This window comes from Streptomyces sp. Alt3 (genome assembly GCF_030719215.1).
GTDB lineage: Bacteria > Actinomycetota > Actinomycetes > Streptomycetales > Streptomycetaceae > Streptomyces > Streptomyces glycanivorans.
Genome location: NZ_CP120983.1, coordinates 1,067,497 through 1,091,626, shown reverse-complemented (window position 1 = coordinate 1,091,626; position 24,130 = coordinate 1,067,497). Strand labels below are relative to the sequence as shown.

Sequence of the window (24,130 nt, the reverse complement as noted above, 5' to 3'; positions counted from 1 at the left end):
GGCCCGGGCTGTGCGAGGTGAGCGGGCCCGGGCGCACCGTGCCCATGGCCGTGGCCGCCGCACGCACGAGGGCCCGGATGCTGGGGAGCATCCGGGCCCTCGTCGAAGTGTCACGCGCGGTTACGGGTGCTGTGCCGCCCGTGCCTCGCGCCGGTTGTCGCGGAAGGTGTTCACCCGCCGTGCCGTGGCGAAGAGCGGGATCACCGCCCCCAGGACCACCTGGAGCGCGCAGCCGGTCTGCAGGAGCAGCTGGCCGCCGGGGGCGTCGAACGCCCACGCTGCGAGGAGCCCCATCGCTGCCACGATCCAGCTGAGCATCGCCACCGCGAGGACACCCCGCGGCTTCGGGTACTCGACCCGGCTGACCATCAGCCACGCCACTCCGATGATCGCGAGCAGCGTCGGCACGAAGGGCAGCTCCAGGAGCACGATCGAGACGACCGTGAGCGCTCCGAAGGGGCTCGGCATGCCCTGGAACATGCCGTCCTTCAAGGTCACGCACGAGAACCGCGCAAGCCTGAGCACCACCGCCAGCAGCACCACGATCGCCGCGAGCGCCGACACCCGCTGGTGTGCGTCGTCCGCGACCATGCCGTACACCAGCACGAAGTACGCCGGCGCGAGGCCGAAGCTGATGAGGTCGGAGAGGTTGTCCAGCTCCGCACCCATCGGCGAGGAACGCAGCTTGCGCGCCACGAGGCCGTCGAAGAGGTCGAACACCGCCGCCAGGAGCATGAGGATCACCGCGGTGGCCGCGGAGTGCCGGGCCATGCCCGACTCGTCGCTGCCGGTGAGGTGGGGGATGAGGATCCCCGTGGTGGTGAAGTACACCGCCATGAATCCGCACGTGGCGTTACCGAGGGTGAGGGTGTCCGCTATCGACAGCCGCATGGAGAGCGGCATGTCCTCCGCGTCGTCCTCCTCGTCGGCCTCCGGCACCCAGCCGGCCTGCGTCTCAGGATCAACTACGGTCAATTCGAGTCACCCCCGCGGTGGTGGCCTGGCCGACCTCGACCGCGACGTCGACACCTTCGGGAAGGTAGATGTCCACGCGCGAGCCGAAGCGGATCAGACCGATGCGTTCGCCCTGCTCCACCTTCGTCCCCTGCGGGATGTAGGGGACGATCCGACGGGCGACCGCTCCCGCGATCTGCACCATCTCGATGTCGCCGAGCTCGGTGTCGAAGTGCCAGACAACGCGCTCGTTGTTCTCGCTCTCCTTGTTGAACGCCGGGACGAATCCGCCCGGGATGTGCTCGACCGAGGTCACTGTGCCGGCCAGCGGAGCCCGGTTGACGTGAACATTCAGCGGGCTCATGAAGATCGCGACGCGGGTGCGCCCGTCCTTCCACGGCATGATGCTCTGCACCACGCCGTCGGCCGGCGAGATGACGCGACCCTGGGTGATCTCGCGCTCGGGGTCACGGAAGAACCACAGCATGCCCGCCGCGAGCGCGGTGGTGGGCACGGCCACGGCGGCCCAGCGTCCGGACTTGCGGGCCCGGGCGAGGCTGAGTGCCGCGGTGGCGACGGTCGGGAGGAGCCACGGCGATGCTCCACGGGCGAGGCGGACCCCGCCGCGCGTTGCAGGGATTTGGCTGTCGGGCATGGTTGACCTTCGTAGCGGATGATGCCGCGCTGGCAACGGGGGGACGGCGGCTTTCCGGCGATGCTATCGGGTGCGAGCGGCAACTGGGCAAGCCAGCAGCCGAGTCGGACAGCTGAAAGGCCCCGGACAGGGGTGACCGGGTGTGATGTTCTTCGCCACCAAATCACCTCGAAAGGTACATTTCAGCCCTGGAGCCGGTACTCCTCGAGCAACCGGCGACCGATGATCATTTTCTGGATCTCGGCGGTACCTTCACCGATCAGCAGCATCGGGGCCTCGCGGTAGAGGCGCTCGATCTCGTACTCCTTGGAGAAGCCGTAACCGCCGTGGATCCGGAAGGCGTCCTCGACGACTTCCTTGCAGTACTCGGAGGCGAGGTACTTCGCCATCCCTGCCTCCAGGTCGTTCCGCTCCCCGGAGTCCTTTTTGCGCGCTGCATTGACCATCATCGCATGAGCGGCTTCGACCTTGGTGGCCATTTCGGCCAGTTTGAACTGGATCGCCTGGTGCTGGGCGATCGGCTTTCCGAAGGTCTCACGCTGCTGGGCGTACGACACGCCCAGTTCGAACGCACGCTGTGCGACGCCACAGCCACGCGCGGCGACATTTACCCGCCCGACCTCTACACCGTCCATCATTTGGTAAAAACCTCGGCCGGTCGTGCCGCCCAGCACACGATTGGCCGGAATGCGCAGTCCGTCCATGATGAGCTCGGTCGTGTCGACGCCCTTGTAGCCCATCTTGTCGATCTTCCCCGGGATCGTGAGGCCGGGGCGGACCTCTCCGAAGCCCGCCTCCTTCTCGACGAGGAAGGTCGTCATCGACCTGTGCGGAGCGGTTCCCTCGGGGTGTCCTTCGTCACTCCGGCACAGAACGGCCACCAGGGTGGACGAGCCGCCGTTCGTCAGCCACATCTTCTGGCCGTCGAGGACGTACTCGTCGCCGTCCCTGACGCCCTTCGACGAGATCGCGGAGACGTCGGAGCCGAGCGCCGGCTCGGACATCGAGAACGCGCCCCGCACCTCGCCCAGTGCCATCCGCGGAAGGAACGTGTCCTTCTGCTCCTGCGTGCCGTGCTGCTTGAGCATGTACGCCACGATGAAGTGCGTGTTGATGATGCCCGACACGCTCATCCAGCCCCGCGCGATCTCCTCGACGCACAGCGCGTACGTGAGGAGCGACTCGCCCAGGCCGCCGTACTCCTCCGGGATCATCAGCCCGAACAGGCCGAGTTCCTTGAGTCCTTCGACGATCTCCGTCGGATATTCGTCGCGGTGCTCCAGCTGGGTGGCGACAGGAATGATCTCCTTGTCGACGAAATCCCGGACCGTGGAGAGAATTTCCTGCTGGACATCCGTCAGACCGGCGGTCTGCGCGAGTCGGCTCATGGCTACTTCTCCACGTTCTTGCTCGTCGGCTGATCGATCCGGGGGCGGCCGGGCTGTTCGCCGCCGCGCTCCTCGATGTACGTCTCGGTGGGGACCATCACCTTGCGGCGGAACACGCAGACCAGCGTTCCGTCCTGTTTGTAGCCCTTCGTCTCGACATGGACGATGCCGCGGTCGCTCTTCGACCTCGACGGAGTCTTGCCGAGTACGGTCGTCTCGCCGTAGATCGTGTCGCCGTGGAAGGTCGGCGCGACGTGCTTCAGCGACTCCACCTCCAGATTGGCGATGGCCTTTCCGGAGACATCGGGAACCGACATGCCCAGCAGCAGTGAATAGATGTAGTTGCCGACGACGACGTTCTTCTTGAAATCCGTCGTCCGCTCGGCGTAGTTGCTGTCCATGTGCAGCGGGTGGTGATTCATGGTCAGCAGGCAGAACAGGTGGTCGTCGTATTCCGTGACCGTTTTCCCGGGCCAGTGCTTGTAGACAGCACCGACCTCGAACTCCTCAAATGTGCGGCCGAACTGCATGTCAGGCCTCCGGGGCTTCGAACTTGGAGGTGCGCTCCATGCCGGCCGCGCGGCCCTTGCCCGCGATGACCAGCGCCATCTTGCGGCTGGCCTCGTCGATCATCTCGTCGCCGAGCATCGCCGAGCCCTTCTTGCCGCCCTCCTCCGAGGTGCACCAGTCGTACGCGTCGAGGATGAGCTCGGCGTGGTCGTAGTCATCCTGCGAGGGGGAGAAGACCTCGTTCGCCGCGTCGACCTGACCGGGGTGCAGCACCCACTTGCCGTCGAAGCCCAGCGCCGCCGCACGGCCCGCGACCTCGCGGTACGCGTCCACGTCGCGGATCTGGAGGAACGGGCCGTCGATGGCCTGAAGGTCGTGTGTGCGGGCCGCCATCAGGATGCGCATCAGGATGTAGTGGTACGCGTCCGCCGGGTAGCCGGGCGGCTGCTGGCCGACGACCAGGGTCTTCATGTTGATCGAGGCCATGAAGTCGGCCGGGCCGAAGATCAGGGTCTCCACGCGCGGCGAGGCGGCGGCGATGTCGTCGATGTTCACCAGGCCCTTGGCGTTCTCGATCTGCGCCTCGATGCCGATCCGGCCGACCTCGAAGCCCATCGTCTTCTCGATCTGCGTCAGCAGCAGGTCCAGTGCGACGACCTGCTGCGCGTCCTGGACCTTCGGCAGCATGATGCAGTCGAGGTTCGGGCCCGCGCCCTCGACGACCGTGATGACGTCACGGTACGTCCAGTGCGTCGTCCAGTCGTTGACCCGCACGACCCGGGTCTTTCCCGTCCAGTCGCCGTTGTTGAGCGCGTCGACGATGTGGTGCCGGGCGCCCTCCTTGGCGAGCGGCGCGCACGCGTCCTCCAGGTCCAGGAAGACCTGGTCGGCCGGGAGACCCTGGGCCTTCTCCAGGAACCGGGGGTTCGAGCCCGGCACGGCCAGACACGAACGGCGCGGACGTAGACGGTTCACGGGGGACGAGGGGGTAGTCATGCGGGGACCTCCAGAGGGTCGAGCTTGTTCGCTTTCCGGATCTCGTCGACGATACGACCGATGATCTCGGTGATGCCGAAGTCCTTCGGGGTGAACACGGCGGCGACGCCGGCGGAGATGAGGGCGTGCGCGTCGGCCGGGGGGATGATGCCGCCGGCGATCACCGGGATGTCCGGCGCACCGGCGTCACGCAGCCGGCCCAGCACGTCCGGCACCAGCTCGGCGTGCGAGCCGGACAGGATGGACAGACCGACGCAGTGCACGTCCTCCGCCAGGGCGGCGTCGGTGATCTGCTCGGGCGTCAGCCTGATGCCCTGGTAGACCACCTCGAAGCCGGCGTCCCTGGCGCGCACGGCGATCTGCTCGGCGCCGTTGGAGTGCCCGTCCAGACCGGGCTTGCCGACCAGCAGGCGCAGCCGTCCGACCCCCAGGTCCTCGGCGGTGCGGGCGACCTTCTCGCGGACCTGCGCGAGCGGTGTGCCCGCCTCGGCGGCGACGGCCACCGGAGCGGAGGAGACGCCGGTCGGTGCCCGGAACTCACCGAACACATCACGCAGGGCCCAGGCCCACTCGCCCGTGGTGACGCCCGCCCGGGCGCACTCCACGGTCGCCTCCATCATGTTCTCCGTGCCCGCCGCGGCCTTCTTCAGGGCCGTCAGGGACTCGGTGGCGCGGGACTCGTCGCGGTTGTCGCGCCATTCGTGCAGCGCGGCGACGACCCGCGCCTCGTTCTCGGGGTCCACCGTCATGATCGCGGCGTCGAGGTCGGCGGTCAGCGGGTTGGGTTCGGTCGTCTCGTAGATGTTGACGCCGACGATCTTCTCCTCGCCGCCCTCGATCCGGGCCCGTCGTGCCGCGTGCGAGGACACCAGTTCCGACTTGAGGTAGCCGGACTCCACGGCGGCCATCGCGCCGCCCATCTGCTGGATCCGGTCGATCTCGGCCAGCGACTCGGTGACCAGCTCGTCGACCTTCGCCTCGACGACGTGCGAGCCGGCGAAGATGTCCTCGTACTCCAGCAGGTCGCTCTCGTGCGCGAGCACCTGCTGGATGCGCAGCGACCACTGCTGGTCCCAGGGGCGCGGCAGCCCCAGGGCCTCGTTCCAGGCGGGCAGCTGCACGGCGCGGGCGCGGGCGTCCTTGGAGAGGGTGACGGCCAGCATCTCCAGCACGATGCGCTGGACGTTGTTCTCAGGCTGAGCCTCGGTGAGTCCCAGGGAGTTGACCTGTACCCCGTAGCGGAAGCGGCGCTGCTTGGGGTTCTCGATGCCGTACCGCTCGCGCGTGACCTGGTCCCAGATGCGCCCGAAGGCGCGCATCTTGCACATCTCCTCGATGAAGCGGACACCCGCGTTCACGAAGAACGAGATGCGGGCGACGACGTCCCCGAACCGCTCCTCGGGCACCTGCCCCGAGTCCCGTACGGCGTCGAGCACCGCGATGGCCGTCGACATGGCGTACGCGATCTCCTGGACGGGGGTGGCCCCCGCCTCCTGCAGGTGGTAGCTGCAGATGTTGATCGGGTTCCACTTCGGGATGCGGTTGACCGTGTACGTGATCATGTCGGTCGTCAGCCGCAGCGACGGGCCCGGCGGGAAGACGTGCGTCCCCCTCGACAGGTACTCCTTCACGATGTCGTTCTGCGTCGTGCCCTGGAGTCTGTCGGGGTTCGCGCCCTGCTCCTCGGCGACCACCTGGTACAACGCCAGGAGCCACATCGCGGTCGCGTTGATCGTCATGGAGGTGTTCATCTGCTCCAGGGGGATGTCCTGGAACAGCCGCCGCATGTCACCGAGGTGCGAGACGGGCACGCCGACCCGGCCCACCTCGCCGCGGGCGAGGACGTGGTCGGGGTCGTAGCCGGTCTGCGTGGGCAGATCGAAGGCGACCGACAGACCCGTCTGGCCCTTGGCGAGGTTGCGCCGGTAGAGCTCGTTGGACGCCTCGGCGGTCGAGTGACCGGCGTACGTCCGCATGAGCCACGGACGGTCCTTCTGACGTTCGGTCATCGTGGACCTCAGACGTTGCGGAAGCGGTTGATGGCGTCGATGTGCTGCTCGCGGAGCTCCGTGTCGCGCACGCCCAGTCCCTCGCGGGGTGCCAGCGCGAGGATGCCGACCTTCCCCTGGTGCAGGTTGCGGTGCACGTCGTACGCGGCCTGGCCGGTGTCCTCCAGGGAGTAGACCCTGGAGAGCGTCGGGTGGATCTTGCCCTTGGCGATCAGGCGGTTGGCCTCCCACGCCTCGCGGTAGTTGGCGAAGTGGGAGCCGATGATCCGCTTGAGCGACATCCACAGGTAGCGGTTGTCGTACTCGTGGTTGTAACCCGAGGTCGAGGCGCAGGTGACGATCGTGCCGCCCTTGCGGGTGACGTACACGCTCGCGCCGAAGGTCTCACGGCCCGGGTGCTCGAAGACGATGTCCACGTCCTCGCCGCCGGTGAGTTCACGGATGCGCTTGCCGAAGCGCTTCCACTCGCGCGGGTCCTGGTTGTGCTCGTCCTTCCAGAACTTGAAGCCCTCGGCGTTGCGGTCGATGATCGCGGTCGCGCCCATCTTCCGGCAGATCTCCGCCTTCTGGTCGCTGGAGACGACGCAGATCGGGTTGGCGCCGCCGGCCAGCGCGAACTGGGTGGCGTAGGAGCCGAGTCCGCCGCTCGCGCCCCAGATCAGCACGTTGTCGCCCTGCTTCATGCCGGCGCCGTTGCGCGAGACGAGCTGGCGGTACGCGGTCGAGTTGACCAGGCCCGGGGAGGCGGCCTCCTCCCAGCTGAGGTGCTTGGGCTTCGGCATCAGCTGGTTGGACTTGACGAGCGCGATCTCGGCGAGGCCGCCGAAGTTGGTCTCGAAGCCCCAGATGCGCTGCTCGGGATCGAGCATCGTGTCGTTGTGGCCGTCGGAGGACTCCAGCTCGACCGAGAGGCAGTGCGCGACGACCTCGTCGCCCGGGTTCCACGCGTTGACTCCGGCGCCGGTGCGCAGGACGACACCCGCCAGGTCCGAACCGATGACGTGGTACGGCAGGTCATGGCGCCTGGTGAGCTCGCTGAGCTTGCCGTAACGCTCCAGGAAGCCGAAGGTCGAGACCGGTTCGAAGATGGAGGTCCAGACGGAGTTGTAGTTCACCGAGCTGGCCATGACGGCGACGAGCGCCTCACCCGGACCGAGTTCGGGCACGGGCACCTCGTCCAGGTGCAGCGACTTGCGGGGGTCCTTGTCGCGGGTGGCGAGACCGGCGAACATCTCGGCCTCGTCCTTGTGCACGGTCACCGCGCGGTACGACTCGGGGATGGACAGGCCCGCGAAGTCCGCGGCCGTGCTGTCCTGCGATTGGATCGCGTCCAGGATTTCCTTCACGGTGATGCCTCCGGCAGATCGGGTCTCCGGGCGTCGAGGGAAACGCTCGGAGGACCCCTGTGGTCAGGGGAACGGTGCGGTGTGGAGGTGTGCCGTCGGTTCGGCGGGTGATGCTGTGTGCCTGCTCGGTGGAGCAGAAGGGTTTGCCTGTGACGCAGGCGTCCGGGCGCGCCGACACGTGGTCTGCGGGGACAGCCGGCGTACGAGAGATCTCTGTACGCCGGCCGCCCGGACGTCTTCAACGTATGGCACTGCGTGACAGGTGGCAAGGCACCCAGTGCCAACAATTTCTCTCAGTTGTCATCTCGTAGGCACGCATGAGCAACATCATGGGCGGAATGTCTTGGTCCACCCTCTTTTCCGGGCGCTACGGCGCGGTGCGGTACACGTACGGCGTCGTAGCGCCCAGGGCCGTGAAGCCGAGCCGCCGCAGGATCGGGGCCGACAGGTCCGTCGCGTCGACCTGGAGGAAGCGGTAGCCGTGCAGGGCGGCGATACGGGCCCGGTGGGCGAGCAGCGCACGGTAGATCCCCCTGCCCCGCCAGGGCGCCGCGGTCCCGCCTCCCCACAGCCCGGCGAAGCCGGTCCCGGGGTGCATCTCCATCCGGGCCGAACTCACCGGTTCGTCGCCGGCCATGGCGACCACCGCGGCGAACGTGTCCGGGTCGGCGTCGAGACGGGCCAGCGTCCGGTGGCGCAGCCGTGAACCGTCGGTGCCGAAGGCCAGCTCATGGGCCCGGACCATCAGCTCGACCCCGGCCGCGTCGGTCACGTTCCGCAGTCGGACGCCCTCGGGGAGCTCCACCGGCGCGGCCCGGCCCGCCACCGGCGCCACCAGCAGCGTCTCCGTCGGCTCCGCCTCGAAGCCGGCGGCGGTGAGGAGCGCGCCCAGCTCGGCCGGGCCGTCGTGCGCGTACAGCTTCCACTCGAACTCGCCGAGGCCACGGGCGGTGTAGTGCTCCACCTGTGCGGCGATCTCCGACTCCGCGTGGCCGGGGGAGAGGTCGGGGGCAGTCCACAGGACCCCGTTCCAGTCGTCGGCGCCGCCGGTCTGCCGCACCACGTCACCCACCCGTTCGACGTGGGTGCCGGGGCCGTCCGGCCGGGCGTGTTCGCGCATCTCGTGGTCGAACAGCGCCAGCATCTCGTCAGCTTCCATGCGCGCATCCGAGCACGTGGGACCGCTGCTGACCACCGGGTTTTCCGATGACACCGCGTCAACCGGCGCCCTGGGGGCACACGGAAGTGATCTTGACGGAACGTGACGGGCTGGGGTGGTACGCGATGGGCATACGGGCGCGCGGGGGAATGCGGAACGGGCGCAGACCGGAATTCGACGTCCGGCGGACGGCCTTCGGCTTCGTCCTCGCCGGCATCCTGCTCGCCGGGGGCGGCCTCGCGCTGCGCACCGCCCTGCGGAGCGCCGAACGGCATCCGGTCGCCGCCGTCGTCCTCACGGTCCTGCTGGTGGCGGGGACCGTCGCGCTCCTGCGCAGGCGGCGAAGCCGCAGGCGGGCCGCGAGAGCCGCGACGCTGGTGGTCGAGACCGCCTACGACGTCGTGGACGCCGCCCTGGAGGAGCAGGCCGAGGCCGCTGCCGTACAGGCCACCGATCCGCTGCCGCGCCCGCTGCCGGTCGACTACGCGGCCATGGATCCGTACGAGTTCGAGGAGGCCGTGGCCGCACTCTGCCGGCGCGACGGCTGCCCGGACGCCGAGGTCGTCGGCGGCGCGGGTGACCTCGGCGCGGACGTGGTCGCCACGACGCCGGACGGGCGCCGCCTGGTCGTGCAGTGCAAGAGGTACACGGCCGACAACAAGGTCGGCTCGCAGGACCTCCAGCGCTTCGGAGGCACCTGCTACGCCGTGCACGAGGCCGACGTAGCCGTTGTCGTCTCCACAGGAGATTTCACCGGACCCGCCCTGGAGTACGCCGAGCAGTGCGGGATCCTCTGCCTCGGCCCGGACGAGCTCGGTGCGTGGAGCGAGGGCGCCGCGCCGCCACCCTGGCACGGGACGGCTGCCGTGGAGCCTGCCGTCGAGGGGCCCGCCTTCGAGGACGAGCTGCCCGAGGCGCCGCTCAGTGCTCCTTCAGGGCCTGCTGGATCGTGCGCATGATCTCGTCGAGCGGAGCGTCGGTGCGGGCCACGGTGACCAGCACCTCACCCTCCCTGGACACCGACGCGGCCGGGGTCTTCGCAGGTTCGCCCCCCGGGGTCCGCCCCGCCCCGATCCCCGTACCGAAGGTGTCCCGGACGATCGCGAACGCGTGGTCGAGCTGCGACTCGACGTCGCCCTGGCCGTCCGCGCGCAGCCAGCGCCGCAGCACATGGTTGTGCGCGGTCACCACGGCGGACGCGGCGACCTCCGCGAGCAGCGGGTCGTCATTGCCCACGTGGTGGTCGCGCTCATCGAAATGGCCCAGCAGGTAGCGCGTGAACAGCCGCTCGTAGCGGGCCACCGAGGCGATCTCGGCCTCGCGGAGCGTGGGCACCTCGCGCGTCAGCTTGTAGCGCGCCACGGAGACCGCGGGCTTCGCCGCGTACATCTTCATGACCTCCTTGATGCCGCGGCACACGGTGTCGAGCGGGTGCTCGTGCGCGGGGGCGGCGTTGAGGACGGCCTCGGCCCTGACGAGGGTGTCGTCGTGGTCCGGGAAGATGGCCTCCTCCTTGGACCGGAAGTGGCGGAAGAACGTGCGCCGGGCGACCCCGGCCGCCCCCGCGATCTCGTCGACCGTCGTCGCCTCGTACCCCTTCGTGGCGAACAGTTCCATCGCCGCGGCGGCCAGTTCACGGCGCATCTTGAGTCGCTGGGCGGCGGCCCGGGTACCGGCGGCGGTTTCCGGGGCGTCCGTCGCGGCGGAGGAACGGGGGGACTTGGCGGGTTGGGACATGCAGTGAACGTAACCCATCGGTGCAGGTTGGTGCGCCCGTGGGGGCGGGTCGCCCGAAGGCCCCAGCAACCCGCCCCACCCTGCACCGCTATCAGCGGCGGGCATATTCGCGGAAGCCGCGCCCCGTCTTGCGGCCGAGGCAGCCCGCGGCCACCAGGTGTTCGAGGAGCGGTGCCGGAGCGAGCCCCGGATCGCGGAACTCGCTGTGCAGGACCTTCTCGATTGCGAGCGAGACGTCCAGACCGACGACGTCCAGGAGCTCGAATGGGCCCATCGGGTAGCCGCCGCCCAGCTTCATCGCCGCGTCGATGTCGTCCAGCGACGCGTAGTGCTCCTCGACCATCTTGATCGCGTTGTTGAGGTACGGGAACAGCAGCGCGTTCACGATGAAGCCGGCCCGGTCACCGCAGTCGACCGGGTGCTTGCGCACCTTCACGCAGACCTCGCGGACCGTGGCGTGCACGTCGTCGGCGGTCAGCACGGTGCGGACCACCTCGACCAGCTTCATCGCGGGCGCCGGGTTGAAGAAGTGCATCCCCACGACGTCCTCGGGGCGGGAGGTCACCCGGGCGACCGCAACGACCGGCAGGGACGAGGTGGTGGTCGCGAGCACCGCGCCCGGCTTGCAGACCTTGTCGAGGGTCGTGAAGAGCTGCTGCTTGATCTCCAGGTCCTCGGCGACCGCCTCGACCGCGAGATCGACGTCGGCGAAGGAGTCCAGCGAACCCGACGCGGTGATCCGGGCGAGCGTCCCGTCCCGGGCCTCCTCGGTCAGCCGGCCCTTGGTCACCGAACGTCCCAGGGACTTCGCGATCCGAGCCTTGGCCGTGTCCGCCTTCTCCTGGCTGCGTGCGGCGAGCACCACTGTGTACCCGGCCTTCGCGAACACCTCGGCGATGCCCGAAGCCATCGTTCCCGAGCCGGCCACACCCACCGAGGACACGGTCCGCCCGGCGACCGCGCCCGCGCTCTCCTTCGGGGTCAGGGCGTCCGGCACCACGGTCTGGCCGCCGGGCGCGTCGTAGGTGTAGAAGCCACGCCCCGTCTTGCGGCCGGTCAGACCGGCCTCGCTGAGCTGCCCGAGCACCGGAGCCGGGGCGTGCAGCCGGTCGTGGGACGCGGAGTACATGGCCTCCAGGACCGTGCGGGCCGTGTCGATGCCGATCAGGTCGAGCAGTGCCAGGGGGCCCATCGGCAGTCCGCAACCGAGCTTCATGGCGGCGTCGATGTCCTCACGGGAGGCGTAGCTCGCCTCGTACATCGCCGCGGCCTGGTTGAGATAGCCGAACAGCAGACCGTCCGCGACGAAGCCCGGACGGTCACCGACGGCGACCGGCTCCTTGCCCAGCTCACGGGCGAGCCGGGTGACGCTCTCCACGGCGGGCGGAGCGGTCAGCACCGACGAGACCACCTCGACGAGCTTCATGGCCGGCGCCGGATTGAAGAAGTGCAGGCCGAGGACGCGCTCCGGGTGCTGCGACTCGGCTGCCAGCCGGGTCACGGACAGGGCGTTCGTCCCCGTCGCCAGGATCGTGGTGGGGGAGACCACCGCGTCGAGCTCCCGGAAGACCTGCTGCTTGATCTCGTACGTCTCCGGCACGACCTCGATGACCAGCTCCGCGTCCGCGGCGGCCTGCAGATCGGTGAACGTACGGAACCGGGCGAGGACGTCCCGCCGCTCCTGCTCCGTGATCCGCTCACGGCGCACGGCGCGCGCGGTGGAGGCCTCCAGGGAGGCGACGGCCTGCCGGGCCGCGGCCTCGCTGATGTCGATTCCGATGACCTCGCGGCCCGCACGGGCCAGGACCTCGGCGATGCCGGTGCCCATGGTGCCGAGGCCGACGACGGCAATGGTGGTGAGAGGGGTGTCCATCACGGGACTCCAGGGTGAGTGACGACTGTGAGGAGCACGGCGGCGCGCGTGTGTATCTGGATCAACCGGCGCTCGATGTGCGGGAATTGCGTGTCGTGGTGCACGGTCCCGGGTGCGCGTGGCACTCGGGGAGGGGTGACGGGCTCTGTCCCGAGCCACGTCTCACGAACTGCCGAACCGACATGCACTCCGGGTGGCTGCGTCACCAGGCCACCGGAGCCGGCGGGTGTGTGTCCCGCTCACTTGAGACTAACCGGCGAGTAACGAGCGCGCCAGCCCTGGCCGCCTGTGCACTGGCACACAGTTCCGTGAACACCCTGCGTGCGCGTCGTTAAACTCACCGTCATGGATGAGGAGTTCCGCTCGCTGACGAACAGGCTCGGCGACGAGGCAGGTGGGTCCGAGGACTTCCGGAGGCTGCTCGCCACCGAAGACGCCGAGGAACTTGCCCTGGTGCTCGTCGAGCGCGAACGCCCGCTGTGGGCACGCGAGATCGCGGCGTTCCGGCTCGGCTGCCGGGGCGACCGCCGGGCCTTCGAGGCGCTGGTCCTGCTGCTCAACCACCGCGATCCCGAACGCTGCGTGTCCGCCGCGCACGCCCTGCGCCTTCTCGGTGACCCCCGCACGCCCAGGGCGGCGGCCGCGCTCGCCACCAACAGCCTGCGGACGGGCTACGCCCTGCACCCGGTCCGGCTGCTGACCGCCCTGCGTGCACCGGAGTCGGTACCCGCCCTGGTCAGCACCCTGCACCGGCTCCTGACCCCCGGCGAACCGCACTGGCGCGTCGCGCTGGCCTGCGTCGAGGGGCTGGGGAGCCTGGGGGACGACAGGGCCCGCCCCGTCCTGGAGGCAGCCCTGCCGCACCCGCGCCTCGGCACGGCGGCGGCGGAAGCGCTCAGGCGGCTGCCGGCGGGCTGAGGGGGCGGGCGGTGTGCAAGGGGACCGCAGCCGAATGGCGTCGCCGCCATTTCATCTGGTCGGCGAGGTGACTACAGCCGGGTGCCTAAACCCATCCCTGGTCGAGGTAAACGGTCCAGGTGTCTCCCACTGTCTTGTTCAGTTCAACCAGCGCCGCGGCGTCGGCGATGGCTACTGGGGTGTCGGACAGTCGCAACGGGGAGTCCGGGACGCTGTTGCGGGTGTAGACCGGCAGCTCGCCGTTGCAGTTGAAGGCGTGAAGCGACGGGGGAGCATCGTTGAACCACGCGGGACAGTTCTCCTCGGCCCACGCAGCCGCGGCGTCGACACGATCCACATGCGCCAGTAGATGCTCGGGAGCTGGCCCGCCACTGAACTGTACGAGGAAGCCCTGAGCGTCCACTGCCCACCAATCCCACATGAATCCAGGTCGGGGGTGCCGCAGGATTGTCGTCATGCCATCACCGTATCCAGGCCGGACAAGATCGCTGAGGTGTTCCGAAGGAAACGGCCTGGCTGCCAGCAGTCCTTCCACTCGACGCTCGATAGCAGCCCGAGCAGGTAAGGGCGGGCCATGGCTCGCGGCTCAACTCGCCCGAACCGGCCTGCGATGCGGGCCATGACCTGGTCGAGCATCGCCCGCCAGCGGGCAGGGCCTGCATTATGGATCATGGCCCGCGGCTACCGCACGATCTTCAGAAGCCCACACAACTCCTGATCATCTCGCGGCGGCCGCCTGCGTCAGGCGCTGCGGTACTGGCCGTCGTCGCCCTGGGCCATCGAGAGACTGCACACCGGAGTACTAATCCGCTTGCAGTACGAAGAACAGGAAGCACAGGAAGCGCGGCTCGGCCGCGATGGCCTCGGGGAACAGCTCGCGGGCGGCGGGATCAGGCTCCGGCTCGCTGATGACCGTAATCCGGAAACCGGCCCCGGTGAAAGCCTCGATCATCGCGTGCAGCGGCCTGTTCCAGCGACTCACCAGGGTGGTCTGGCCGCCCATGCTCCACTCCACGGTCCACTTGGTGGTGTCGAAGTAGTCGCACTCGGCCTCGCGGCCGGCCTCACGGTGAATGAGGTTGACGGCAAAGGGATGGTCGACAGACGCGATCAGCCGACCGCCGGGCCTGAGTACGCGTCGCAGCTCGGCCAGCGCCGGCCCCCAGTCCTCCAGGTAGTGCAGCACCAGCGACGCCACTACATCGTCGAACGTGTCATCAGGGTAGGGAAGCGGGCTGCCCAGCTCCGCCACCTGCAGGTCCCCACCGTCGCCGAGCCGCTGCCGGGCCAGCCCCAGCATCCCGGCACTGGAGTCGAAGCCACTCACAATGGCGCCACGGTCGCGCAGCGCGGCGAACAGGAGCCCCGAGCCACAGCCGGCGTCGAGGATCCGCAGGCCGGCCACGTGTCCGGCGAGGGCCAGCATCGCGGGACGCTCGTAGTAGGCATTGACCAGGTTGGTTTCGTTCGCGGCCGTGTACGCCTCGGCGAAGCTGTTGTAGTCGTTGACCTTCGACGGATCCACACTCACCGAGGACGGTGAAACCAGCCTGGTGGAAAACGTGTGCTCTTGGTGCTCGCTTGAGGTCATGGTGCGGGAGACGTGTGCTGCAGTAGATCGGTTCCTGGCCCTACGATCAATATGCGTGCCCACAGAGCCCGCCTGCAACTGTGGCTCGACTCAGCGAATTTCGGGCAGGTCCCTCAGCTCATCAGACCCCTGCCGTCGATGCGGGCAGCCGCAGCGCTGGGCCGGCATCCGCCTGCGCGTCCTTCTCGCGGTGCTCAGCGCACACTGCGGAGTGGAGTGCACGGCTGCGGCAGCCCTCGGGCCGTCTCATTCGGCACCGGCAGAATCGCAACCGTCCCGATCGCTGTGGCCGACGCGTCAGTCGCACGCGGCGAGCAGCTCGCGGACAGCAGTGCTGAAGGCTTCGTCCTGGACGAAGCCCAGCCAGCCGCCGCTGCTGCGAAGCCGCTGATCAAGGTTCGGCACACCTCGCAGGAGCTCGGCGGCGGGCCGGGCGGCGTGGCCGATTCGGGCCAGGTACCGCGCTGCGGGGAGCATGACCGGCAGCCATGTACCGTCGGCCGCCCCCCGTACGGCAGTCATCAGCGCCGGTATGGAGCTCTCGGTGTCACCGGTCGCTGCCCACAGGGCGTGTGCTGCTTCGACACGGGTCCATGGTTCGGTATCGGAGGTCATGGTCCGGAGCCGGTCCGCGTGCTGGGCGGCGTGCGTGCCCAGGTCGGCGAGCATCTGCAGCGCAGGGCGTGGGAAGCCCCTCCCCGCGACCGTTCGTCCAAGTGCTTCCAGGGCGGGGCCGGGTTCGCCACCGACCTTCCAGTAGGCCCAGGCCGCGAGTTCCGTGTGCTCCCCGGGAACGGACGACCGGGCCAGGAGAAGTTCCGCCGCCCCGTTCCCGGCTCTTCCGATTCCTGCGAGCGCTTCCGCTGCTGCGGTCCAGGTCCGGTCGTCCTCCAGCAGGCCGAGCAGTTGTGGAACCGCTGCATCGGCAGCGGGGCCCCAGTCAGCGAGCACCTGACAGTACGAGCTGAGTACGTGGCCGTCCGTAGCGGTGTCGAGCCGGCCGCAGATCATGGGAAGCAGCAGGCCGGCATGGTCGGGAAGGTGGCCGACGACCTCGTGGAGCGCGGGGAGGACTGCGTAATGCCAGTCGGCGGAGGGGTAGTGAGCAGAATTCGAAGCGAAACCGGATCGTGGGTGAGCCGCCGCGTCGATCAGGCCCGGCACGCAGCGGGGGTCGTTCATCCGGGCCAGCGCCCATAGGGCCGCCTCGGCGACGGTCTCCCCTTTGCGTGTGGTCCGGGCACCGGTGTCGCCGATCAGCGCGGCGACCTCATCCGCGTGAGCCGCGGCCGCCGGACCCAGACAGGCCAGCAGCTCGACCGCCCGGAAACGGACCTCGGCTGCGGGGTCGTCCAACCGTGCCACGAGGCGTGGAAGGAGCGCGCTGGCAGGTGAGCGCCACTGGGCCAGCAGCCCGCCGGCACGGGCCAGGCCTCCGATCCGCTGTTCGACATCGGGGTGGTCATCCAGCAGGCCGAGTGTGAAAGAGGGAGACGGGCCGGTGAGCAGCGCAGCCGTCCAGTGGTGGACACCCCGTACACCGGTCTCCACCGCGCTGGTGTGCTGCCACAATTCGACGCTCGGATCCCGTACCGCGTCCAGCAGCAGGCCCAGCTGTTGCACCGGAAGGGCCGGGTCGGCCGGGGCGATCGCGTGCACCGCTGCCAGGCGTATCTGCGCCTCCGGGGCATCGAGCAGCCCGCGGAGCAAGGTGCGGACCCCGGGGCCATGTTCGCCGGCCGGTTCCTGGAGCACCGCATGGCCGAGTGCGAGGACCAGGTCAAGACGCGTCGCCGGATCGTCCTCCGCCTGCCAGCGCCGTAGCAACGCAGGCAGAGTGAGCTCACCGGGGCTCCGGCAGGAGCCGATCACATCGGCTGCGGCTCGCCGTATCTCCGGCTCGGGCACGTCGAGCAGGACGAGCACCTCCGGCAAGGTGCGCTCCCATGCCGATGGCCAGCCGGGATCCACCCACTTCTCGGCGACCTGCACGGACTCGGACGCCAGCCTCGATACGAGTTCCAGCAGCGTGAGACGGCTCGGCACGTCCGGCTTCGCGGCCAGGCGCAGCAGAAACGGAAGCGCGGCAGGGGCGGCGGAGCATATCCAGCCACCCTGGTGGAAGAGGTGATTGAGGAGGTCGTCCGCAGCGCGCTCCGCATCTTCCGGATCCGGCCCCGCGCACCGGCGCAACAGTCCGGGCACGTCCTCTGCGGACCCGTAGTTGTGCCTCAGCGCTGCCCAGTCGATCAGATCCACTTCCGCCCACATGTGGGCGACCCTACGTCGGACGTCAGCCGTCGTCGCAGCGGGCGTGGTGAGATGCCTGATCACATGCTCGGACGAAGGCCGACTGCGCGTCCGCCAGTCACCAGTCCGAGCCGTCAAGTACGACGAGCCGTTCGGACCCCGAGGTCAGCCGCGAGCTGACCGGCTGGGGCCTCGTCAGGCTGCTTCGGACACTCGACCTCGGCCTCGACACCAGCGGCACGCAGCCGGTGGGCGAGAAGAGTCGTCTCGGGCATCGTCCCTGCGAACAGCCCAGCCCGGATCTGCTGGAGTGTCCTCTTCGTCCGGGCCGGATCTCCGCCGAGTTCGGCGCGAAGAACCTTCATCACAGGGACCGAACTGGCGCGAGGATCACTGAGTACGAGCCGCGCCTCGCCGTGCTCGGCCAGAAGACGCCGGCGCAGGTCGTCCGGCACGGAGCTTCCTCCTGGCCCGCACTCGTACAAAGCGTCGCCGCAGCCGGAGCAGTGGTAGCTGATGTCCCATTCAAGACTTTCTCCAACCAACGCCTGAACGCCGACGCACTCCAGCTCCGAGCCGCAACCCGAACACCGTTCCGGGTACCTGACAGACGCGATCAGCACGACCTGGCCCATCCACCGGCACGATCTTGACGCCCCGGACCCCGGGGCCCTGATGTCAAAGGCAAGCTAGGCCCCCACGGGCAGCGCGGGGAACACGATCACCGAGCCGTCCTTGTCGCGGGCGATCTCGATCGCCACGTCCGTCGCGCGGCTGTTGACCGTGATGCCATCACCGAGCTGGTGAATCCGGTGTGTCGCGCGCATCAGTCGATCGACTTCACCGGGCGTGAAGACGGGCCGCAAACCGTTCGGGCGGGCCAGCTCCAGCGCCGACAGACGGACCAGGACACCGGCGATGCCCGACTCCATCTCGTCGAGACGCTGTTGGTCGCGCCTGAGTGCGCGGGTGAAGCTCTCGAACAGATTGCCAGGGTCGCTCTGGGCATGCTCGACGGCTTGCAGGACGATGACCCGTCGCTTCAGCGCGAGGGCGAGGGCGGCGAGTTCGAGGTGGGCGCGGAAGGTGCCTCCCTGGTCGTCGACGCCGGGGAACGACTTGGTCAGCGCGGCGATCTCGACGGCCTCACCGTCGGGCAGCTTGTCGAGTGCGCTCCGCCACCGGGCAAGACGGCGATCAGCTCTGCCGAGCGCCGTGTTGATGGCATGCACCGCCGAGTCCAGTCCCAGCGAAATACCGAGCTTGCCCTGGTCGAGCAGGATGGCGGTGGCTTTGTCGATGGCATCGCGGCAGCCGTCGAGTTCGCTGTGCTCGTCATCGAGCTTCTCTTCGTGCAGTTGCTCCAGCAGCTCTGTGATGTGTTCTATGGCCTGCTGGCGCTGGCGGTCCGCATGCGCGCTCACCCCCACCGCCACGGCCATGAGAACGAGCGGCGCGGCCACGGTGAGCGCCGCGCTGCCGGCGGCCGCGACACCGGCCGTCGCACCGGCCCCACCGGCTGCGCCCGCCGCTGCCGCCTTCCCGACCGGCACGAACGTCACGCCGGAGGCGATGCGGCCCATGGGGTCCACGAGCGGGCCGCGGATGCCACCGGCCACCGCCTTCGACATCATCGGGCGAAGGGTGCCCTGACCGAGCTGGGCGGCGACCTTCGCCGGAACCACCATGGTGTACAGGTTCTCGCCGGCGGCGGTGGCCGTGGCCGCAGCGGAGGAGTTCCGCGCTGTCTGCGTGACGAGCTGCGTCAGGTGCTGTGCCAGGGGGCTCACGGCATCGAGCGGGATGCCTCGGCTGCGGTCGAGGTCGGTGGGCAGCGGATGCACCTCAAGCGTGGCGATCGGCTCGTCGGCCAGGGCGGCAAGCACACTGCGAAGTTCGCCCAGGCGCTCAGCCGTCATCGGCCCGTCCCCGGCCACTGCGGGCACCCGGACGTCACCCGTCGCGAGTGTCCACACCGGAACGGCTGGTGCCTTGCGGTAGTCAATCATCGTCTCCCCCTTGTTCGCCCACAGCCGCGTACGGCTGACGCCCGACAGGAACGGCAAACCCTCATGTGATCAACCCGCACGGAAACGCTGATGATCACTGGTCTCTTGCCTGCCCTGCGGCCGACGGACCCAACTCCCCCTGAACGCCGCCAATCTACGTGATCCGCGAACGCGCGACCGCCCTGCGCAGGAAGCGGTCGGCCTCGGAAACGGGCACGGAGACACGGGCAGGGCGAGCCGGCGGTCGCGCGGCCGCCCGATCGAGCTCCCGGCGGCTCCTTCACAGCTCGGCCCGGATGGTCTTGCCGGGTGCGCAGGCACGTGGCGTGACACCTCATCGCCCCCGCCACGGGGCAGTACGGTCCGGGCACCGGCCACCAGGTCCTGCCAGGTCTCCTCGGCGGAACTGAGGTAGTGGAGGAACTCCGTGAGGTTGTCGGCGTCGGGTGAGAGATCGAAGAAGCGGCTGCGGCGGAGGCGGGAAGGGAGGCGTGCGGCGGGTACGGCGACGTCGAACACCCGGAACGAGGACAACTGTTGAGCGAACCACCAGGACGGTGAGGGGGCCGAGGGGGGCGGTCACGTCTGGTCGCGGACCTCGGGGCTGACCTTCGTACGCCGGATCCCCGCTCCGAATGGTTCGCTGTGGGCGACGGGTTGCCAATGGTGCGTCACGGGTGGATGCCAGGTGAAGGCGTCGGCGGGCTGAGGGGGCGGACGTACCGGACCTCCGGCACCAGGGTGCCACCCGCCTCGAAGGTCTCCTCCGCTCCGTCCGGCCGGAATCCCGCCCGCTCGTAGAAGCGCCGGGCCCGCGCGTTCTCCTTCAGGACCCAGAGCGCCATCCCGCCGAATCCGTCCGCCCGTGCCCGGGTGGTCACCTCGGCCAGGAGCGCGCCACCGATCCCGGTGGCGATGCGGTCGGGGTCCACATAGATCGCGTACAGCTCCGCGCTCCCGGGCCGGGCGTCCTCGTCCCGGCGCGGGCCGTAACAGGCCCAACCCGTCACCGCGGAGTCCGGGGCCTCGGCCACCAGGTTCACCGGACCGCCGTCCGCCGTCAGGTACGCGCGCCGGCGCTCGGCGTCCCGGCCGACGTCCATCGCGTCCAGGTAGGCCTGCGGGATCAGACCCGCGTACGCGCACTGCCAGCCGTGCACCCGGATCTTCGCCACGGCGGCGCAGTCGGCGAGAGTCATGTCGCGTATGCGCACGCCGGGGGCATACCCGGGAATGGTCCGTGTGATCACCCGGACCATCCTGGCGTACGCCCCCGGCGCGGGGCCCGGTATTTCTCGGCTGCGGATCGGCTGCGGATCGGCTGCGGACCAGCCGCGGCCCCGCCCGCGGCCACCCGCGGATCAGCCGCGGAAGCCGAGCAGGCCGTGCAGCACGCTTCCCTTCGTGTTCGTGCCCGCCTTCGCCGCCGGGGCGGCCTTCGGTTCCGGCTGGGCGGCGCAGACCGCGTCCGCGCCGCTGCCGCCGCCTGACGGGAGGGTGCCTTCGGTGAGGTAGGCCACCAGGTGCTTGTCCAGGCACCCGTTGCCGCTCAGCGTGATGCCGTGGTTGCCGCCGCCCTGCTCGACGACGAAGCCGGAGCCCTTGAGCCTGCGGCTCATGGTGACGCCGCCCTCGTACGGGGTGGCCGCGTCGTCGGTGGCCTGGAAGATCAGCGCGGGCGGGATCTCGTCGTTGCTGACCCGTACGGGCTCCAGCGGCTCCACCGGCCAGGTGGCGCACGGGGCGTTGTACCAGGTGTTGTTCCAGGTCATGAAGGGTGACTTGCGGTGCGCCTGCCAGGTGTCGTTGCGCCAGGTGCTCCAGGTCCGGGGCCAGCCCGCGTCCCGGCACTGCACGGCCGTGTAGACGGAGTACCCGTTCTCGCCGGCCTTGTCGACGGCGGCGAAGTCCTCGTACGCCGTGGCGAGCGCGTCCTGGTCCTTGTCGTTCACGTACGCCGCGAACGCCTCGGCGAGGCGCGGCCAGTAACCGTCGTAGTAGCCGCCCGGCATGAAGGTGTCCTCGAGCTCGCCCGGCCCGACCTTGCCGGCCGCGGGGTGCTTCCTCACCGCGTCGCGCATCCCGTACCAGGCGGCCTCGACCCTGGCGGGGTCCTTGCCGAGCCCGTAGGTCGCGTCGTTCCTCGCCACCCATGCGGTGAAGGCCTTGTGGCGGGCGTCGAACGCGTGGTCCTGGGCGAGGTTGTCCTCGTACCAGACGCCGTCCGGGTCGACCACCGAGTCCAGCACCAGGCGGCGGACCCGCTCGGGGAACAGCTTGGCGTAGACCGCGCCCAGATAGGTGCCGTAGGAGTAGCCGAAGTAGTTGACCTGCCGGGCGCCGAGGGCCCGGCGGATGACGTCGAGGTCCTTCGCGGCGCTGACGGTGTCCATGTACGGCAGCAGGTCGCCGTGCTTCTCGCCGCACGCGGCGGCGAAGGACGCCGCGCGGTTGCGCGCCGTCCTCTCTGCCTCGTAGGAGTCCGGTACGGAGCCGGGGCGCACGGGGTCGAAGTACTTCGGCAAGCAGTTCAACGCGGGGGTGCTCTTCCCGACCCCGCGCGGGTCGAACCCGATCACGTCGTACTGCGCCGCCAGCTTCGCGGGCAGCGCGGACGCCACGAAGCCCGCCATGGAGAGCCCGCTGCCGCCGGGGCCGCCTGGGTTGACCAGCAGCGGGCCCTGAAAGGTCTTCGCCGTGTGCGGGATACGGGAGAGGGCGAGGGTGACCGGCCTGCCTGACGGGTTGTCATGGTCGAGCGGTGCACGCACGGTCGAGCACTGCAGTGTCGGATACGACTTCGTCCCGCAGCCGGTCCATTTCAGCGGCGCGGCGCCGCCCGGCGCCGCCGTACCCGCCTCGGCCGACGTGGTGGACGGTGCGGACGCGGTGGACGGCGCGGCGGTCACCAGACCCGCGACCGTGGCACCGACGGCGACCAGAATTCCTGCACGTTTCGTCATAGGGCCTCCCGGGGCCGGAGATTGCGGCTGTGGGTGGCACAGCCCCGGCCGCATGCTTCCCGGATCCGCCGGAGGAAGGACACATGTCGCCGAGAGTTGACCCGTTCGGTGAGGAGGTCCCGTGCGGTCAGAGCAGTGACAGCTGGGTGGGTCCGGTCGCGGGGCCGTCCAGGGCCGGCGCCGGGGTCTCGCGGGTGATGCTGCGGGCGCCACCGCGGTCGGCGGGGCCGATGCCGAATTCCGCCGCCAGTTCGTGGACCCGGCGGGTGATGTCGCGCTGGTACCAGGTCGGTGCGTACGCCCCGTCCGCGTACATCTGCTCGTACCGCTCCACCAGGTGCGGATGGCAGCGGCCGAGCCACTGCATGAACCACTCGCGGGCGCCCGGCCGCAGATGCAGGACGAGCGGGGTGACGGAGGTCGCCCCGGCGGCGGCGACCGCGCGGACCGTGTCGCGCAGCTGATCGGGGTGGTCGCCGAGGAAGGGGATGACGGGCGCCATCAGCACCCCGCAGCCGATTCCGCTGTCCGTCAGGGCGCGGACGACGTCCAGCCGGCGTTCGGGGGAGGGGGTGCCCGGTTCGACCGTGCGCCACAGCTCCTGGTCGGTGAACCCGACGGAGACGGAGACACCGACCTCGGTGACCTCGGCGGCCTGCCGCAGCAGGTCGAGGTCGCGCAGGATCAGCGTGCCCTTGGTCAGGACGGAGAACGGGTTCGCGTGGTCGCGCAGGGCCGCGAGGATGCCGGGCATCAGCCGGTAGCGGCCCTCCGCCCGCTGGTAGCAGTCGACGTTGGTGCCCATCGCGATGTGCTGGCCCTGCCAGGTGCGGGAGGCCAGGTGGCGGCTCAGCAGTTCGGCGGCGTTGACCTTGACGACGATCTGGGAGTCGAAACCGAGCCCCGTGTCCAGGTCCAGATAGCTGTGGGTCCTGCGGGCGAAGCAGTACACGCAGGCGTGGGTGCAGCCCCGGTACGGGTTCACGGTCCACTCGAACGGCATGCGGGAGGCCCCGGGCACCCGGTTCACGATCGAGCGGGCCCGGATCTCGTGGAAGGTGATCCCCCTGAATTCGGGGGTGTCGAAGGTACGCGTCGTCACCGCGTCCGCGGCGAAGAGCGCACCACTGCCTTCTTTTGTGGTGTTCTCTGCAAGATTGTCCCAGCGCATGAACGCCTCCTCGGTAGCACTCCGCAGAGAATAGAACATGTGTTCCCTTGATCGTGTGCGGTGGAGTGGGGGACCCGATTTTGAGGGGCCCCACCCGAGGTGGTTGGCTCAGCACGACCCCGAACAACGAGTGCTGGAGGAGCAGGCATGGCGCAGGTCGAGGCCACGACAGAGCGAATCATCGCGGCGGACGCAGAGACGGTGTTCGATGCGCTGGCCGACTACAAGGAGGTCCGGGGCAAGGTGCTGACCGGGCACTTCAGCGAGTACGAGGTCCGCGAGGGCGGAGACGGTGAGGGAACCCTCGTCCACTGGAAGCTCCAGGCCACCAGCAAGCGGGTCCGTGACTGCCTGCTCGAGGTCACCGAGCCCACCGACGGGCAGCTGATCGAGAAGGACCGCAACTCCTCGATGGTCACCACCTGGACCGTCACCCCGGCCGGCGAGGGGAAGTCCAAGGCCGTCGTCTCCACCGTGTGGAACGGCGCCGGTGGCATCGGAGGCTTCTTCGAGAAGACCTTCGCGCCCAAGGGCCTCGGCCGGATCTACGACGAACTGCTCCGGAACCTCGCCGCCGAGGTCGAGAAGTAACCCTGCTCCC

At 69.4% G+C, this 24,130-nt stretch carries 21 protein-coding genes; 3 read left to right on the top strand and 18 right to left on the bottom strand.

Annotated elements, in window-relative coordinates; genetic code table 11:
• Nucleotides 1–120: 120 nt before the first annotated feature.
• From pssA to P8A20_RS04840, 8 genes are all read right to left on the bottom strand, one after another.
• Nucleotides 121–939: a CDP-diacylglycerol--serine O-phosphatidyltransferase gene (gene pssA / locus P8A20_RS04875; RefSeq protein WP_014153044.1), complete on the bottom strand. Its 819-nt coding sequence runs from the start codon at nucleotides 937–939 to the stop codon at nucleotides 121–123.
• Nucleotides 940–961: 22 nt separating this feature from the next.
• Nucleotides 962–1,609, bottom strand: coding sequence for a phosphatidylserine decarboxylase (locus tag P8A20_RS04870; RefSeq protein ID WP_014153043.1), 648 nt, complete (start codon nucleotides 1,607–1,609; stop codon nucleotides 962–964).
• 182 nt (nucleotides 1,610–1,791) lie between these two features.
• Nucleotides 1,792–2,997 carry an acyl-CoA dehydrogenase family protein gene (locus tag P8A20_RS04865; RefSeq protein WP_147960210.1) on the bottom strand — a complete coding sequence of 402 codons (1,206 nt, stop codon included), beginning with the start codon at nucleotides 2,995–2,997 and terminating at the stop codon, nucleotides 1,792–1,794.
• Between the two features lie 2 nt (nucleotides 2,998–2,999).
• Nucleotides 3,000–3,527, bottom strand: a complete 528-nt coding sequence (locus P8A20_RS04860; RefSeq protein WP_147960211.1) for a MaoC family dehydratase — start codon at nucleotides 3,525–3,527, stop codon at nucleotides 3,000–3,002.
• A gap of 1 nt (nucleotide 3,528) precedes the next feature.
• Nucleotides 3,529–4,503 (bottom strand): HpcH/HpaI aldolase/citrate lyase family protein, encoded by a 975-nt coding sequence (locus P8A20_RS04855; protein WP_147960212.1) that lies wholly within the window; start codon nucleotides 4,501–4,503, stop codon nucleotides 3,529–3,531.
• Nucleotides 4,500–6,512: an ethylmalonyl-CoA mutase gene (locus P8A20_RS04850; protein WP_147960213.1), complete on the bottom strand. Its 2,013-nt coding sequence runs from the start codon at nucleotides 6,510–6,512 to the stop codon at nucleotides 4,500–4,502. The genes P8A20_RS04855 and P8A20_RS04850 overlap by 4 nt, the downstream gene beginning before the upstream one ends.
• An 8-nt stretch (nucleotides 6,513–6,520) precedes the next feature.
• Nucleotides 6,521–7,858, bottom strand: a complete 1,338-nt coding sequence (gene ccrA, locus P8A20_RS04845) for a crotonyl-CoA carboxylase/reductase (protein ID WP_147960214.1) — start codon at nucleotides 7,856–7,858, stop codon at nucleotides 6,521–6,523.
• Between the two features lie 367 nt (nucleotides 7,859–8,225).
• Nucleotides 8,226–9,017: a GNAT family N-acetyltransferase gene (locus P8A20_RS04840; RefSeq protein ID WP_306102939.1), complete on the bottom strand. Its 792-nt coding sequence runs from the start codon at nucleotides 9,015–9,017 to the stop codon at nucleotides 8,226–8,228.
• A gap of 125 nt (nucleotides 9,018–9,142) precedes the next feature.
• Between P8A20_RS04840 and P8A20_RS04835 the strand changes: the two genes are divergently transcribed.
• Complete coding sequence (locus tag P8A20_RS04835; protein WP_306105115.1) at nucleotides 9,143–9,976, top strand: restriction endonuclease; 834 nt, start codon at nucleotides 9,143–9,145, stop codon at nucleotides 9,974–9,976.
• Here the strand turns inward: P8A20_RS04835 and P8A20_RS04830 are convergent.
• On the bottom strand, nucleotides 9,939–10,754 hold the full coding sequence (locus P8A20_RS04830; RefSeq protein ID WP_306102938.1) for a TetR family transcriptional regulator: 816 nt from the start codon (nucleotides 10,752–10,754) through the stop codon (nucleotides 9,939–9,941). The genes P8A20_RS04835 and P8A20_RS04830 overlap by 38 nt on opposite strands.
• A 91-nt stretch (nucleotides 10,755–10,845) precedes the next feature.
• The gene (locus P8A20_RS04825; RefSeq protein WP_147960216.1) at nucleotides 10,846–12,627 is read right to left on the bottom strand and encodes a 3-hydroxyacyl-CoA dehydrogenase family protein; all 1,782 of its coding nucleotides are present in this window, start codon (nucleotides 12,625–12,627) and stop codon (nucleotides 10,846–10,848) included.
• A gap of 345 nt (nucleotides 12,628–12,972) precedes the next feature.
• Between P8A20_RS04825 and P8A20_RS04820 the strand changes: the two genes are divergently transcribed.
• Nucleotides 12,973–13,545 carry an adenylosuccinate lyase gene (locus P8A20_RS04820; protein WP_187282163.1) on the top strand — a complete coding sequence of 191 codons (573 nt, stop codon included), beginning with the start codon at nucleotides 12,973–12,975 and terminating at the stop codon, nucleotides 13,543–13,545.
• Between the two features lie 85 nt (nucleotides 13,546–13,630).
• On the opposite strand, the gene P8A20_RS04815 is transcribed toward P8A20_RS04820, so the two are convergent.
• The 8 genes from P8A20_RS04815 to P8A20_RS04780 form a co-directional block, all read right to left on the bottom strand.
• On the bottom strand, nucleotides 13,631–14,002 hold the full coding sequence (locus tag P8A20_RS04815) for a hypothetical protein (protein ID WP_306102937.1): 372 nt from the start codon (nucleotides 14,000–14,002) through the stop codon (nucleotides 13,631–13,633).
• Between the two features lie 345 nt (nucleotides 14,003–14,347).
• Nucleotides 14,348–15,136 (bottom strand): class I SAM-dependent methyltransferase, encoded by a 789-nt coding sequence (locus P8A20_RS04810; RefSeq protein WP_306102936.1) that lies wholly within the window; start codon nucleotides 15,134–15,136, stop codon nucleotides 14,348–14,350.
• 297 nt (nucleotides 15,137–15,433) lie between these two features.
• Entirely contained in the window at nucleotides 15,434–17,407 is a 1,974-nt protein-coding gene (locus P8A20_RS04805) for a HEAT repeat domain-containing protein (protein WP_147960220.1), read from the bottom strand.
• Nucleotides 17,408–17,520: 113 nt separating this feature from the next.
• The gene (locus P8A20_RS04800; RefSeq protein WP_187282164.1) at nucleotides 17,521–18,021 is read right to left on the bottom strand and encodes a hypothetical protein; all 501 of its coding nucleotides are present in this window, start codon (nucleotides 18,019–18,021) and stop codon (nucleotides 17,521–17,523) included.
• 54 nt (nucleotides 18,022–18,075) lie between these two features.
• Entirely contained in the window at nucleotides 18,076–19,395 is a 1,320-nt protein-coding gene (locus P8A20_RS04795) for a hypothetical protein (RefSeq protein WP_147960221.1), read from the bottom strand.
• Between the two features lie 671 nt (nucleotides 19,396–20,066).
• Nucleotides 20,067–20,654 carry a GNAT family N-acetyltransferase gene (locus P8A20_RS04790; RefSeq protein ID WP_306102935.1) on the bottom strand — a complete coding sequence of 196 codons (588 nt, stop codon included), beginning with the start codon at nucleotides 20,652–20,654 and terminating at the stop codon, nucleotides 20,067–20,069.
• Nucleotides 20,655–20,756: 102 nt separating this feature from the next.
• Nucleotides 20,757–22,358, bottom strand: a complete 1,602-nt coding sequence (locus P8A20_RS04785; protein WP_306102934.1) for an alpha/beta hydrolase — start codon at nucleotides 22,356–22,358, stop codon at nucleotides 20,757–20,759.
• Between the two features lie 127 nt (nucleotides 22,359–22,485).
• The gene (locus tag P8A20_RS04780) at nucleotides 22,486–23,529 is read right to left on the bottom strand and encodes an Rv2578c family radical SAM protein (protein WP_147960224.1); all 1,044 of its coding nucleotides are present in this window, start codon (nucleotides 23,527–23,529) and stop codon (nucleotides 22,486–22,488) included.
• A 147-nt stretch (nucleotides 23,530–23,676) separates the two neighbouring features.
• On the opposite strand from P8A20_RS04780, the gene P8A20_RS04775 reads away from it, so the two are divergent.
• Nucleotides 23,677–24,120, top strand: a complete 444-nt coding sequence (locus P8A20_RS04775; protein ID WP_014153029.1) for an SRPBCC family protein — start codon at nucleotides 23,677–23,679, stop codon at nucleotides 24,118–24,120.
• Nucleotides 24,121–24,130: the final 10 nt, after the last annotated feature.